This window comes from Erythrobacter colymbi, assembly GCF_002155685.1.
Classification (GTDB): Bacteria; Pseudomonadota; Alphaproteobacteria; order Sphingomonadales; family Sphingomonadaceae; genus Erythrobacter; species Erythrobacter colymbi.
This window is the reverse complement of the sequence record NZ_MUYK01000017.1, coordinates 38,310-51,509: the sequence shown is the minus strand read 5'-3', so window position 1 is coordinate 51,509 and position 13,200 is coordinate 38,310. Positions and strand designations below refer to the sequence as shown.

Here is a 13,200-nt window from a genome sequence, read left to right as displayed (position 1 = left end):
CTCGAATTGCCCTGCTCCTTGATGACCTTCATGAGGTCACGCTTGAGCGCCCCGTGGGCCTCGGGCGCGGCGATTTCGAGGATCGTCTCCATCCAGTAGTTGAGATTTTCCGGGCTGCGGTTGAGTGCGATGAGCGCGGTGTCGCGCGTCACCATCTCGAGATATTCCTTCGAGACGCCACTCGACGACACTGTCAGCGGGCTGCGCAGCACGGGTTGAAGAACGATTTCGCGATCGCGCGTGAACCCGAAGATCAACAGCAAGACCAGAAGCCCTGCCAACGTGAGCGCCGTGATGCCCAGCATATTGCGCTGCTTGAGCACCCGCTGCGATTGCGCCAGTCCGTAGGAATGATCCATGTCAGCCCACCATCATGCGAAGATGGGAGGGCGGCGTCGCCTTGAGTCCGGTGAAACTCGACGGCAGGTACCAGTAGGCCATGTGGAACACCCACGATGTGGCCCGACCGGCTTTGAGCTTGCGAAAGCCCCACCATCCAAGCACCGCCAGCACCAGTCCGATCACGACATGCTGCGTCAGAATGCCCCAGATGAACGGAACTGCCATCGCGAGGAACTCATCCAGCGTCCAGAACCCGATGAGTTCAGGATCGTCGAGATGCGAAGGAATGCTGTACCGGTCCATGACTTACCGCCCTCCCCTTTGGTTGAGCGACGCCTCAGATCGTCGCGGTGACGGTCGAGGTGACGATCGGAACGCCGGTGCCGGCACCCACGCCCACGGCGACCGGGACGGCGACCTGGGCAAGGCTGAAACGGCCCGAACCGAGGGCCACGAGGCCGCCGGCAAGGCTCATCACGGTGATGATCCGACCGCCCGAACCTTCGAGGAAGTTCGTGAAAGTGTTCAGCGCGGTGTTGAAGGTGTTGTCGGTACCGGCATAGGCCGCACCGATCGTCAGGAGAGTGACGATGGCGAAGACCGCCAGCGCCATGAGGATCGTGTTCGGCGACAGACCCTGCTTCATCGAGAGTGCATTCATTGCAATTCCCCGTTGTACGGCCCCGCGGGATTACGGAACCTAAGAAAGCAAACGGGAAACCAGCCTATGCTTCAAGCCAAATATCTTTGACTGCCACTCAATTCGTCGCAACTTGTCAAACGGGTTGCTCAGCAGAGGAGGAATTTTCGTCTTCGGACGAAATATTTTCCTTATCTTGAGAATTCTATTCCTAGGCCGAGGAGAAATTCTCCATCCTGACGGACGTAAATTCTCCCTCATAGGAAAAATTTTCCTTCCTCCCTTTGAAACTGAATGAAATTTCTGCATCAGTGAGGATGGTCACTGCCGGACGAGATGAATCCAATTAGCCATCATCCCAAAGATTAATACTTGACAATGCGCCTAGACCCTAAGTTACTATTAGATTAAGGGGTCCAAGGCTTATGCAGAATGTCCTTAACGAAGAACGCAGGGCCGCTCGCTTCGAGCAGTACCGGATCGTGCTGACGGAGGCGTGGCGGCGCAACGGGATGACCAACAGAGAGGTAGCCCTAGCGACCGGCAAGGGAATGAGCCTGGTCAGCAAGGTCAAGAATGGCCGAGCCAACATATGTGCGAACTTTCGGCACCAGTTGATTGACCTGTTCGAGATGGACCGAGCTCGGTTGTTCATTGCGATCGAAGTTGCAGGCGAAGGCATGCTCTACTTCGACCCCATCTTCAAACAGGTCTGCCATGCATCGATGAGCTTCGTACAGGAGCTTCTGACGCTGACGAAGGACGACATTTCGCCCGAACAAAGAGCACTCTTTGCCGCGTTCTCCGAACAAACAATCAGCATCGTCGCAGGCCAAGCTGGGTCGGACGTCACAGGCCGATTCGCCGCGATAATGCCGGCCCTAACCCGCCTTGTGGAAGTACCGAGATCCGAGAATCTTGGATAATCAGGAACTGACACCGAGCGCCACTAACCAACCTTTGAAGGTTCTCTGACACATGCTTGCCGAATTGAAGGTTTTCAACTATTCAGTTCGCTCAAAACCTTCAAGGACCCTTCCGAATGGCATATTCTGATTCAATCGTGAGCCAGATCGGCGATCTTGCGGAGGCTGGCGAACGGATGATTGAACGACTCCGACGCAAGGCATTTCTGCCTGACAGCCGCAAGGGTCTTCATATCAGGTTCGGAATTGCGGAAACAGCTCAACTGCTTGGCTGTTCAACCAACAGGATCCGAATGGCCGAGGAGGATGGACGACTGCCCCCTCCCCCGTCGGGTGAGAACGGAAGGCGGATCGGGTACACGATCGAGGACATCCAGCAAATGCGGCAAGTGCTCGACGCGAGCCCTGCCCGCAGCGCCAAAGACACGCCTGCCATGATCGCCGTCCAGAATTTCAAGGGCGGTGTCGGCAAATCCACGGTCACAACACACTTAGCGCATTACTTCGCAGTTCAAGGCTACCGCGTCCTGGTCGTCGACTGCGACAGTCAAGCTACGACAACCACGCTCTTTGGGTTCAATCCTCATTTCAACATCACGAGGGATGAAACTCTCTACCCGTATCTCTCGATTGACCCGACGCAGGCGGACCTCCTTTATGCGGTCAAGAGCACCCCTTGGCCAAATGTCGACCTCATCCCGTCAAATCTGGAACTTTTTGACGTTGAATACGAACTCGCCGCATCGGGTGCAGACGGGCAAAACGTCCTTGCCGCACGCTTTCGGAAACTGAAGCAGGGTCTTGTTGACCTGGCTCGCGATTATGACGTCGTGATTCTAGATCCGCCTCCAGCATTGGGAACGATCTCTCTTGCAGTGATGCAGGCGGCTAACTCGTTGCTCGTGCCGCTCGCAGCGACAACGCCGGACTTCTGCTCGACCGTACAGTTTCTTTCAATGATGGATCAGGTGATCGAGCAACTGATCGAGGCAGGGGTGGCGGTCGAATACAATTTTGTACGCCTCTTGTGCTCGAAGTTCGACAGCGGTGACCCGAGCCACGAGATGGTGAGGACAATCATGGAGCAGGCCTTTGGCCCTGCCCTGCTCCCCATTCCTATCTTGGAGAGCGCAGAAATCAGCCACGCCGCGCTGCGCATGATGACGATCTACGAACTGGAGAAGCCTATTGGGACCTCGAGGACGCACAAGCGATGCCGGTCCAACCTTGATGAAGCTCTCGGACAGGTAGAGCAACTTGTCAGGCAAGGCTGGGGGCGGACCCAGGCAATCGACGAAAGCCTTCTCGTCAATGGCTGATGCGGCCAACTCATTGAAACCGAGACTGCGAGCTCGAACCCACGTTGCGCTGCCGCCGGCGGCAGACTGAGAGACCAACGATGGCAAGGAAACAAAAGGACTATCTGACCGCATTGCTGGCAGATGAGATCGAAAATCACGAGGCAGACGCGACAGGTAGCGAACCCGAAGGCGCGCCTGCACCGCGCGCAGACAGGGCCCGTAGAAATTCACTTCTCGGACGCGAAAGTGCCCTCGCCCGAGTGGCGAGCGGCGAGGTCCGACAGGTCACACAGATCGCATTGGACCCGGCTCGCGTGCGCCCTTGGGCAGGCAATGCGCGATCCTACAACCATCTCAACGAAGAGAATTGCCGCGAACTGATCGACGCGATCATCGCCGAGGGAGGCCAGAAGGTTCCCGCCATTGTCCGTCGTGTCGACGGCGATCCGACCTTTGAGTTCGAGGTCATCGCCGGAACGCGTCGCCACTGGTCAATTTCGTGGCTCCGCCAGAATTCGTACCCGGACATGAAATTCCTCGCGCAGATTGCGGATCTCGATGACGAGGCAGCATTCCGCCTCGCGGACATCGAAAATCGTGCACGAAAGGATGTTTCGGACCTCGAGCGAGCCCGCAACTATGCGGCTGCGTTGAAGACCCATTACGGCAATCATCAATCTCGGATGGCCGAACGGCTCAAGCTCTCACAAAGCTGGCTCTCCAAGATGATCAAGGTTGCAACGATCCCCGACACGATTGTCGCCGCATTCGCGTCGCCAGCTGACGTTCAGCTGAAGCCAGCCTACCCCCTCGCGATGGCACTGAGCGACCCCAAAAGGACCCGATCGATACAGAGCGCCGCAAGGGATTTGGCAGCCAAGCAGGCTGATCTACGCGAGGCTGGAAAGCCCCCCCTCTCGGCTCAAGACGTGATCAAGGCACTACTGGCAGCTGATCAACGGACGACCAAGGGCCGCGAGATCGTCCTGAATGGGGCTCACGACCGACCTGCGGTAAGTCTGCAGGGAGCAAGCCGGCAGGGCATAACCTTGCGCCTGCACGCTGGGCACGGCCTATCTGACGACGAACTTCTGGCAAAGGTGAAACTTCTTCTCGAAACGCTCGCCGCCGACGGCGGGGGGCTTCAGAGGTGACACCCCACCCGCCCCCGAGAACCAGCGACACGCGATCACCCGATTATTCCCCGGGGAATAATCGTCGTTGGAATTATTCCCCGGGGAATAATTTGCGCAGCGGGGAGGAAAGAATCCCATGACGCAAGCAATCAAGAAGAGCGTTCCCGAGCAGTTCGACCTCTTTTTGCCTTACCTCGCGGATATGCCACTGCGCGATCAGCGCGAGATGATGGAGCGCCCCTTCTTCTCCCTCGCAAAGCGCAAACGGACCAAACCGATCGAATACACGGCGCCCGACGGCAAGCTGTGGGTCCATGTGAGCGCCAACCCCGATTACGGAATGGCAACAATCTGGGATGCCGACATTTTGATCTATTGCGCCAGCCAACTGGCCGACATGTCACGCCGCGGGGTGAACGATGTGCCGCGCAAGCTGCATATCATGCCCTATGACCTTCTCCGCGCAATCGGAAGGCCTACAACTGGGCGCGCATACGAACTGCTGGCACAGGCCCTCGACCGCCTCGTGTCCACGACGATCAAGACCAACATTCGTGCCGAGAATCGCAGAGAGGCAACCTTCAGTTGGCTCGATGGCTGGACACAACTGGTGGACGAAAAGACTGAGCGAAGCCGCGGCATGACGCTCGAGCTCTCAAACTGGTTTTGGGAAGGGGTGATGATGAAGGGAGGCGTACTCAGTATCGACCGCGCCTACTTCGATATCACAGGCGGCCGTGAGCGATGGCTGTACCGGGTCGCCCGAAAGCATGCCGGAGGCGCTGGTCAGGGGGGGTTCGCAATCTCAATGCCAGTACTCTTCGAGAAATCTGGTGCCGAGGGCGAGTATCGACGCTTCAAATTCGAGATACTCAAACTTGCAGAAAAGAATGTGTTGCCAGGCTATCGGCTCGACGTTGAAGAAGGGAAGGGGAGTGAACCGCTTCTCCGCATGACACGTCTGAAGGATGTGAACGATGGCGACTGCGACAATGTGCCTCCTCAACCCGGTCCTCCCCCAGCACCACAAGCAATTGCGCCTAGGACGGATTGTACAAAGCCCGCTATCGATTCCGATGCGGGTCCAGCAGAACAAACCCAAGAACAAGCACCGCTCTTCTTCGACGCCCGTGCACTTGTTCGTTCTGCCGTAGCAGGACTATCCGACAAGGCGACGCGCGGGATCATTACCGACGAGACGATCGCCTTCCTGCGGGAGCAATGCCCTGGATGGGACCTCTATGCCCTCCATGCGGAATTCGAAGCTTGGGTGAACGCCGACCCAGCACGAACCCCGGCAAGCTGGCAAAGGGCCTTTATCGGGTGGGTGAAGCGCCATCACGAAAAGCACAAGCACGAGCTCCGCAGGTAGAGCCATTGTTCGCAGATCCACTGCGTCCGGGAGCCGCTGATACGGCTAAAATCCGCGGCTCGACTTCTGCCGCTCCCCACCGTTCCAAATGTGTCGTGTCGATCAAACGCGTCACATTGCCGAAGCAGCGTGCAAAGCCGTGTTTGAAGCTCTTCAAACAAAGTGAGCGCGATAATGATTCAATTCGCCCCGCACCTGAACGCCCTCGAACCATTTTTCGACACTTCAGGAACACCATTGATGGGATTGCCGACACATCAGGAACAGTGGGACGAACCTTCAGGAACGCCCTAACGGAACATCAGGAACGGACTGTCGACACAACAGGAACGAAGTCGGGCAATTTCCCAAGGGAATCCGGCGAGTCGCGGTGACCCGAGCCACCTTTAACTGATCTAACTTACCTGTAACCCTTCTAACGAGCGGGAAGTTCGAACCTTTTTTGGATTAGGTTGATGAGATCACCCAACCATGCCGGTGCTCTCGAGCCCTTTGAACCAGCCTAGTTTATGATGCCCGCCACGATCGGATTTTTGAATCACTGCCAGTCCGGTGATTCATAATTCCAATTGGATCGCCCTGCGACAGCCCTGCAAGACCGGGGCATGTGCGAGCTTCTCGATAAATCATGGCATTGGCAGGCGATTGACCCCTCGCGGAATATTGCCCGCGACTATCACCTTCGAATCGCCACAGACTTGTTCGGATGGACAACTATTGAGCGGCGCTGGGGACGAATCGGATCGAAGGGACAGAGCATAACAATGGCATTTGATAACGGAGGCGATGCTGAGCTGACGGTGAAGCGCATACTCCAACGTCGCCAAAGCGCCGTGCATCGCATCGGCGTAGGTTATCGCGAACTCCGATGACAATCAGTTCAGTGTCTTCAATCAGGCTTCGTACGGAAGCGAATTCTGAGACGCCATACAGTTTCTGCGGTCACCGGCCAAATTTGCATGCTATCGTGCCGAAAACTTCGGAGTCGGTCAGCATGAGTACTGCGGCCTATAACGCTTGGCTTGCGCTCTACACAGGGGTGGGGGTCATGGTCGCGCTTTGCTCCGTGCTCGCAGTCGCCAAAACAATCTACGATCTACACGTAGGCATTCTGGCGCTCGAATTACGCGACTGGAAAGGGCGGGCTTTGGCACTTCCCAGGCTATGGTTGCGCTGGCAGATCAATTATCTCTCTGGGACGCCGGTGATCTTACTCACGGGGATCTTGTTCGCAGACTATCTGGGCGTCGCAACGTTGCTCGACGTATAATCCACGACCGCTGCACGGCGAAACCGGGCAGAAGTCGAAGCGGGGTTGGGCGCGTACACAGGAGCATCAACGTGTTGCTGCGAAGCCCACGCAGTCGTGATGTTGCGAACATATTCGAGCGTTTCACGGATACGCGGGATGCCCCTGGTCGCGCGCACCCGTCCGGGTCCCGCATTATAGGCAGCCAGCGCAAGGTCATATCGGCCAAATTCTTCGATCTGCATACGAAGGTAGCGCGCCCCACCACGCAAATTTTCCTTTACGTCCCAGGGGTCAGAGACGCCGAGATCTCGGGCCGTACCAGGCATCAGTTGGGCAAGGCCGATGGCACCTTTAGGCGACCGGGCAAAGGCTTGGTAACGGCTTTCCTGCCAAATCAGCGCATCGAAGAGCCCCACCGGAATATGCTCCTCGCAGGCCATGGCCGCGATCAATGGAAAGTGTTGCGCACGGCGAAGCTCGGTTGCCGCAGGAAGATCGCTACGAGGCCGGTATCGGGTGTCTCCGCAGCCATAAACTAGTGATTGCGAGCGTATGGCAGCAGGAAGCATGATCGAAGAGGCGGCGACTCCACTGCGTATCCAGCGTGGGACTTCAATCGAGGGCGAACTCGAAAAGGCATCGATTGGCCCCCTCGAGCCGAACTCGGCGAAATCGGCGGCAAGCACCCCTGCCAGGTCCGACACCTGATCATCCCCAGACCTGTCGACCGGTGCCGGAGATGGACCAACGCGGATGACAAAGTCGCTTGGGCCTGCACCATCAAACTGCAGCAGCTCGGCTTCCTGCGCTGAAGCAGTGGTGTGAAGCGCTACGCCGATCAGGCTCGCGGCGAAGAGACGGAGAGGCATATACGGGCTCCTTCAAAGACCCGAGAATTCCTTCTTAACCTACAGAGTCAATTGGGAAAAATTTTCCGCCTTGTCTTCGTGGCGCTCCCGAATTCAGATCCAGGCGAAAGGGGAAGGGGGGAGGGGAGGGGGAACTCGAAAGGATTTGTCATGCCAATCACTGCCAAAGCCCCATCACAGCGCCTCATTGATGTCGTGGGTGCACTTGGCGGTAGCTGGTCGGGCTACACTGCAATGTGCCGCTGCCCTGTCCATGCCGATGCGACCCCGAGCTTGTCACTGCGGCAGGGGAACAGCGACATCCTCGTTCATTGCTTTGCAGGATGTGATCCATCCGACGTGTTGCGGGCGCTAAGCACCATCGTCACAGGGAAGCAGTATCCATCCCCCGATGGCCCTACGCGACCGTTCAACTCTACCGCAATTGCCCAAAATCTCTGGTCGCAAGGACGAGAGATCAAGAACACCTGGGGCGAGGCCTATTGCCACCACCGCGGCATCAACCAGGACCATGACGATTTACGTTATCACCCGCGGTGCCCGAAAGGCAGAAAGCCCAACACGGTGTTCGAACCAGCACTTCTGGTCGGGGTGCGCGAGAGGGGCGAGATCAAGGCAGTTCAACGCATCTTCCTTAGGCCAGGCGGGGAGGGCTACCGCTCGAAACTAATGATCGGAAACCCGCAAGCCGCCAGCTGGCAGGGCCGTCGCCCCGGAAAGGTCCTTGCGGTTGCCGAGGGCTTTGAAAGCGCCGCACGCTTTGCCGAACTGCATGGAATTCCTGCCTGGTCCTCGCTCGGCGCCGAACGGCTCGATGTCCTCCGGCTGCCAGACAGGATCGAGGAGCTAATCATTGCTGAGGACAACGACGACGAGGGGCGCAGGGCCAGCACAAAGGCTGCCGAGGCCCACGCCCGCGATGGCCTGACGGTCCGCCGGATGGCGCCGCCGGCCGCATACGCTGATTGGGGAGCGGTCCCCGGACCCAGTTAAAGGAGAGGGGGAGGGGAGGGGTTTGGCTTGTCCGTGATGAGACGAGCCTGACCCAGGAGACTCCCATGACAGATCTGTTCAAAGCAGCTGCGCAGCGCCGGACGCCAGGCCAGCTTGCCGCCCGCGCGCTTTCCATCCTCATCGACAACGGCACCGTCATCACGCGGCCGATCATGAACGAGGCCATGACCAGCGCCTTCGGCGGAGGTGATGCTACCGGCCGTTGGACGCAGCGTGAAAGCTTCGAGGTGCTTGAGCACGCGCTTGCTCTCAGCCTCATGGCGCGCAGGCGTGAAGCGTTCGGCCGGGACGATCTCGATAAGGCAATGAAGATCGCAGCGCAGCTTCCGACCCAAACGGTGCGGAGCGAAGACCAAATCGACTGGCAGCAGTTTTCGACACCCGTCGACCTTGCTGCAGTCGCCATGATGCTGGCCAATGCCCAGCCCACGGATATCGTCCTCGAGCCCAGCGCCGGAAATGGCCTGCTCATCGCACAGCTTCCCGCAGTTACAGAGCTGCAGCTGAACGAGTTGAACGAAACACGTCGCTTGCGTCTCAGCGACATCTTCCCTGACGTCACGGTGACGGGGCACGACGGGGCGGCGATCGTCAGCACCCTTAGCGGCAATACCCGACCCTCCCTGATCATCATGAACCCGCCGTTCTCGCGTTCGCTGGGACGCGGCGCAGATCACCTTGCTGCTGTGCGCCACCTTTCTGCCGCCATCACTCATCTGCGTGCTGGCGGCCGGATTGTTGCGATCATGCCCGACTGGTTTTCGCCTTCGGCCAAGATGCGCCAGGTTTTCGACAACACGCTGGCGGCCGTCGCAATTCGAACCTCGATCCGCCTCGAGCAGGCGTATACCAAGCACGGGACCAGCATTGCGGTCAGGCTGTATGTCCTCGACAAGGTTCCTGCGGCACGAGCACCAGCGACCATTCAGCGCAAAGACGTGGCCGCACTGGTAGACACACTCGAAATGCCCCCTCGGGCAGAGCTCATCGAAGAAAAGCGCCCGGCCAAAGCGCCCGCCAAGCCGATTTCGCTGTTTGGTGCGACACGCAAGGCCAAGCCTGCAGCTCCGCGAATTTTCCGCGCCCCTGCGCGCAACGACGTGCTGCCCGTCGCCTACAATGCACTGGAAGCACCTGCCGCGCTGCTGGAGCAGACCGGGGTCTATCTGCCATACCGGCCGAGCCGGGTGACCTTCGAGACCGCGGGCGAACACCCGACGGCGCTCGTTGAGTCTGTTGCAATGGGCTCGATCCCGGCGCCCATCCCTCACCACATACCCCACCTTCCGGAGCGCACCGTGTCCGAGCGCCTGCTATCGGCATCGCAGCTCGAAACCGTCGTCTACGCGGGTCACGCTTGGGACCAGTGGCTACCCGGGACATTCCGGCCCGATCCCGAAGGCGTGGGGCTGCTGATCGACAAGGACGGGGCTTGCTACCGCAAGGGGTTCTTCCTTGGCGACGGTACAGGCGCAGGGAAGGGGAGGCAGGTCGCGGCCACCATCCTCGACAATTGGCTGCAGGGCCGCCGCCGGGCGATCTGGATTTCGAAGAACGAGCCGCTCCTGGAAGACGCGCGGCGGGACTGGGCTGCGCTTGGCGGACTTGCCGCCGATGTCCAGTCGCTTTCGCGGTGGAAGATCCACGAGCCGCTCACCCTCGATGAAGGCGTGCTGTTCGTGAGCTATCCGACGCTGCGCTCGGCGCGCGGCGATCACAGCCGCCTTGAGCAGCTCATCCGCTGGGCTGGCGAAGACTTCGACGGTGTCATCGCCTTTGACGAGGCCCATGAGATGGGCGGGGTCGCAGGCGGGGAGGGGGCTATGGGGACCAAGAAGGGCTCTCAGCAGGGGATTGCTGGGGTCCTCCTTCAGAACCGGCTGCCCAAGGCCCGGGTACTCTATGCCTCGGCCACAGGGGCATCAGAGGTCAACAACCTGGCCTATGCCGTCAGGCTCGGCCTCTGGGGGCCCGAGACCGCCTTTGCCTCGCGCGAGGCCTTCATTAGCGAGATCCGCGCTGGCGGAATTGCCGCCATGGAACTCGTCGCGCGCGACCTAAAGGCGACGGGGCTATACATGGCCCGGGCGCTGAGCTTCGCCGGTGTCGAATACGACATCCTTCGCCACGAACTCACTCCCGAGCAAGTCGCCGTCTATGACACCTATGCCGACGCCTGGGCGATCATCCACCGCAACCTCGAAGCTGCGCTCGAACTGACCGGTATCGTCGATGATCTCGACGGCACCACACTGAACTCAGGAGCGAAGGCGGCAGCCCGCTCCAGGTTCGAATCCTGTAAGCAGCGCTTCTTCGGGCAGGTGCTATTGTCGATGAAGCTGCCGACGATCATCGCCGCGGTCGAGCAGCATCTTGCCGAGGGCAACTCAGTGGTCCTCCAGCTGGTCACCACCGCTGAATCGATCCTCAACCGCAGGCTCGGCGAACTCTCGGCCGAGGAACGCGCGGAGCTCGATATCGAGCTGTCCCCCCTCGAATACTGCCTCGACTATCTCACCCGCGCTTTCCCGACCCGGCAGATGGAGGTCTACACCGACGACACCGGCGAGCAGCATTCGCGCCCCATGAGCGACGAGCATGGCAACCCGGTCACCAACCCGCAGGCCGAGGCTGCCCGGGGCGACCTCATCGAGCACATCTGCGCCCTGCCGCCGATCAAGGCCGCGCTCGATGCCCTCCTGGAGCGCTTCGGACATGACAACGTCGCCGAGGTGACCGGGCGATCCAAGCGGATCGTGCCTGCGGCAGGCGGCCACCAGAAGATCGAGACCCGTACCGTACGCTCGGCCCAGGCCGATGCAGCTGCCTTCATGGAGGGCACGAAGCGCATCCTCATCTTCTCCGATGCGGGGGGCACGGGGCGATCCTACCACGCGAGCCTCGATGTCCCCAATCAACAGCAGCGCGTCCACCTGCTCCTGGAGCCGGGCTGGAGAGCCGACAGGGCGATCCAGGGGCTAGGACGCACCCACCGCACCCATCAGGCCTCAGCGCCGCTGTTTCGACCTGTCACGACCGATTGCAAGGGCGAGCTGAGGTTCACCTCGACGATCGCACGGCGCCTCGACAGCCTCGGGGCTCTGACCCGGGGTCAGCGACAGACGGGAGGGCAGAACCTGTTCGACCCCGCCGACAACCTCGAAAGCGAGTATGCCAAGGCAGCACTTGTCACGTGGTTCCACCTGCTCGTCGCCGGCAAGCTTACCAGCACTACTCTGGCAGACTTCGAGGAGCGCACGGGCCTGTCGCTGCTCGATGCAGACGGGGTGATCAAGGAAGAGCTGCCGCCGATCCAGCGCTGGCTCAACCGGCTGCTGGCGCTTCCGATCGGCCACCAGAACGTCATCTTCGATGAGTTCCTCGCGCTCGTCGAAACCCGGGTGGCAGCGGCCCGCGACGCCGGCACGCTCGATATTGGCGTCGAGACGATGCAGGTCGAATCCGCGACCATCCTTGAGGACACCCTGCTGCGCACCGACCCGGTGAGCGGCGCTACCTCGCACCTTCTGACGATCGAGGTCGCACGACGGCGCAATCCGGTATCGCTCGAGCGCGTGCTCAGGCTGGCATCATCAGACAGCACCGCAGTCTTCCTGCGCAACGGGCGTTCCGGAAAGGTTGCACTCAGGACCAAGGCGCGCTCTGGCATGACGGAAGACGGCACTTCGGTGCCGCGTGTCGAACTGCTGCGCCCGACGCGCCGGGAGTACCTGCGCGAGCACGACCTCTTCGAAACGGCCTGGGAGCCATGCAGCGAGGTGGCCTTTGCGGAAGGATGGGCAGCCGAGGCAGAGCAAGCATCCAATACGGTCGATACCGAGGTCATCAGGATCGCCACCGGCTTGCTGCTGCCGATCTGGTCAGCGCTTCCCTCAGACCACCTTGCGGTCAATCGAATCGTCGATGCCGAAGGCAATTCCTGGCTCGGGCGCATGGTCTTTCCAGAACACGTCGAGAAACTGCTGAAGGATCTCGGCGTGGAAGCAGCGGCGCCGCTCACCCCGTCGGAGACGCTTCGCGCTATTCAGGGAGGGGGAAGCATCGCGCTGGTGCGACCCATCCCCTGCGAACTGAAGCGTTCAAGGGTCAACGGATCGTGGCGGATCGAGATCACCGGTGCACCGGCCAGCCAGCTCGCATGGTTCAAATCTCTCGGCTGCTTCACCGAAGTGATTCAGTACCGCACCCGCCTCTTTGTGCCGACCGAAAAGGCCGAGGCCATCATCGAGAAGCTGACCACCTGACAACGACGGTCGCTGATCGTCCGGCCTCTCGCTGACAGACCGACAAACCCTAACGTCACGTCCCCATTACCGCCCCATCCACA

General features: G+C 59.9%; 12 protein-coding genes. 8 read left to right on the top strand and 4 right to left on the bottom strand.

Features of this window, described 5'->3' with window-relative positions; translation table 11 throughout:
* From BZF57_RS18110 to BZF57_RS18100, 3 genes are all read right to left on the bottom strand, one after another.
* The coding region (locus BZF57_RS18110; protein ID WP_240506044.1) for a type IV conjugative transfer system protein TraE at positions 1-359 on the bottom strand (359 nt) is incomplete at its 3' end.
* A 1-nt stretch (position 360) separates the two neighbouring features.
* Entirely contained in the window at positions 361-645 is a 285-nt protein-coding gene (traL, locus tag BZF57_RS18105) for a type IV conjugative transfer system protein TraL (protein WP_066270727.1), read from the bottom strand.
* Positions 646-679: 34 nt separating this feature from the next.
* Positions 680-988, bottom strand: a complete 309-nt coding sequence (locus tag BZF57_RS18100; RefSeq protein ID WP_420810225.1) for a hypothetical protein — start codon at positions 986-988, stop codon at positions 680-682.
* Between the two features lie 419 nt (positions 989-1,407).
* On the opposite strand from BZF57_RS18100, the gene BZF57_RS18095 reads away from it, so the two are divergent.
* The 6 genes from BZF57_RS18095 to BZF57_RS18070 all read left to right on the top strand — a co-directional run bounded on the left by BZF57_RS18095 (position 1,408) and on the right by BZF57_RS18070 (position 6,987).
* Positions 1,408-1,908 carry a transcriptional regulator gene (locus BZF57_RS18095; RefSeq protein WP_066542658.1) on the top strand — a complete coding sequence of 167 codons (501 nt, stop codon included), beginning with the start codon at positions 1,408-1,410 and terminating at the stop codon, positions 1,906-1,908.
* A gap of 116 nt (positions 1,909-2,024) precedes the next feature.
* Positions 2,025-3,227, top strand: a complete 1,203-nt coding sequence (locus tag BZF57_RS18090; protein ID WP_066542654.1) for an AAA family ATPase — start codon at positions 2,025-2,027, stop codon at positions 3,225-3,227.
* Positions 3,228-3,307: 80 nt separating this feature from the next.
* Positions 3,308-4,363 (top strand): ParB/RepB/Spo0J family partition protein, encoded by a 1,056-nt coding sequence (locus tag BZF57_RS18085; protein WP_086740650.1) that lies wholly within the window; start codon positions 3,308-3,310, stop codon positions 4,361-4,363.
* A 118-nt stretch (positions 4,364-4,481) separates the two neighbouring features.
* Complete coding sequence (locus BZF57_RS18080; protein WP_086740647.1) at positions 4,482-5,717, top strand: replication initiator protein A; 1,236 nt, start codon at positions 4,482-4,484, stop codon at positions 5,715-5,717.
* Positions 5,718-6,322: 605 nt separating this feature from the next.
* Complete coding sequence (locus BZF57_RS18075; RefSeq protein ID WP_086740644.1) at positions 6,323-6,589, top strand: WGR domain-containing protein; 267 nt, start codon at positions 6,323-6,325, stop codon at positions 6,587-6,589.
* Between the two features lie 122 nt (positions 6,590-6,711).
* On the top strand, positions 6,712-6,987 hold the full coding sequence (locus BZF57_RS18070) for a hypothetical protein (RefSeq protein ID WP_086740641.1): 276 nt from the start codon (positions 6,712-6,714) through the stop codon (positions 6,985-6,987).
* Here BZF57_RS18070 and BZF57_RS18065 read toward each other — a convergent pair.
* Positions 6,954-7,838, bottom strand: a complete 885-nt coding sequence (locus tag BZF57_RS18065) for a lytic transglycosylase domain-containing protein (protein ID WP_240506043.1) — start codon at positions 7,836-7,838, stop codon at positions 6,954-6,956. The two genes, BZF57_RS18070 and BZF57_RS18065, sit on opposite strands and share 34 nt — an antisense overlap.
* Before the next feature lie 150 nt (positions 7,839-7,988).
* Here BZF57_RS18065 and BZF57_RS18060 point away from each other — a divergent pair, with 150 nt between their 5' ends.
* The gene (locus tag BZF57_RS18060; RefSeq protein WP_086740638.1) at positions 7,989-8,831 is read left to right on the top strand and encodes a DUF7146 domain-containing protein; all 843 of its coding nucleotides are present in this window, start codon (positions 7,989-7,991) and stop codon (positions 8,829-8,831) included.
* Between the two features lie 65 nt (positions 8,832-8,896).
* Positions 8,897-13,117 (top strand): strawberry notch family protein, encoded by a 4,221-nt coding sequence (locus tag BZF57_RS18055; RefSeq protein ID WP_086740636.1) that lies wholly within the window; start codon positions 8,897-8,899, stop codon positions 13,115-13,117.
* Positions 13,118-13,200: the final 83 nt, after the last annotated feature.

Excerpts from the sequence above, each read along its gene's own strand:
- BZF57_RS18085 (WP_086740650.1), top strand. The coding sequence starts at position 3,308 with ATGGCAAGGAAACAAAAGGACTATCTGACCGCATTGCTGGCAGATGAG.
- BZF57_RS18065 (WP_240506043.1), bottom strand. The coding sequence starts at position 7,838 with ATGCCTCTCCGTCTCTTCGCCGCGAGCCTGATCGGCGTAGCGCTTCAC.
- BZF57_RS18080 (WP_086740647.1), top strand. The coding sequence starts at position 4,482 with ATGACGCAAGCAATCAAGAAGAGCGTTCCCGAGCAGTTCGACCTCTTT.
- BZF57_RS18075 (WP_086740644.1), top strand. The coding sequence starts at position 6,323 with ATGTGCGAGCTTCTCGATAAATCATGGCATTGGCAGGCGATTGACCCC.
- traL (WP_066270727.1), bottom strand. The coding sequence starts at position 645 with ATGGACCGGTACAGCATTCCTTCGCATCTCGACGATCCTGAACTCATC.
- BZF57_RS18060 (WP_086740638.1), top strand. The coding sequence starts at position 7,989 with ATGCCAATCACTGCCAAAGCCCCATCACAGCGCCTCATTGATGTCGTG.
- BZF57_RS18100 (WP_420810225.1), bottom strand. The coding sequence starts at position 988 with ATGAAGCAGGGTCTGTCGCCGAACACGATCCTCATGGCGCTGGCGGTC.
- BZF57_RS18070 (WP_086740641.1), top strand. The coding sequence starts at position 6,712 with ATGAGTACTGCGGCCTATAACGCTTGGCTTGCGCTCTACACAGGGGTG.
- BZF57_RS18090 (WP_066542654.1), top strand. The coding sequence starts at position 2,025 with ATGGCATATTCTGATTCAATCGTGAGCCAGATCGGCGATCTTGCGGAG.
- BZF57_RS18095 (WP_066542658.1), top strand. The coding sequence starts at position 1,408 with ATGCAGAATGTCCTTAACGAAGAACGCAGGGCCGCTCGCTTCGAGCAG.
- BZF57_RS18055 (WP_086740636.1), top strand. The coding sequence starts at position 8,897 with ATGACAGATCTGTTCAAAGCAGCTGCGCAGCGCCGGACGCCAGGCCAG.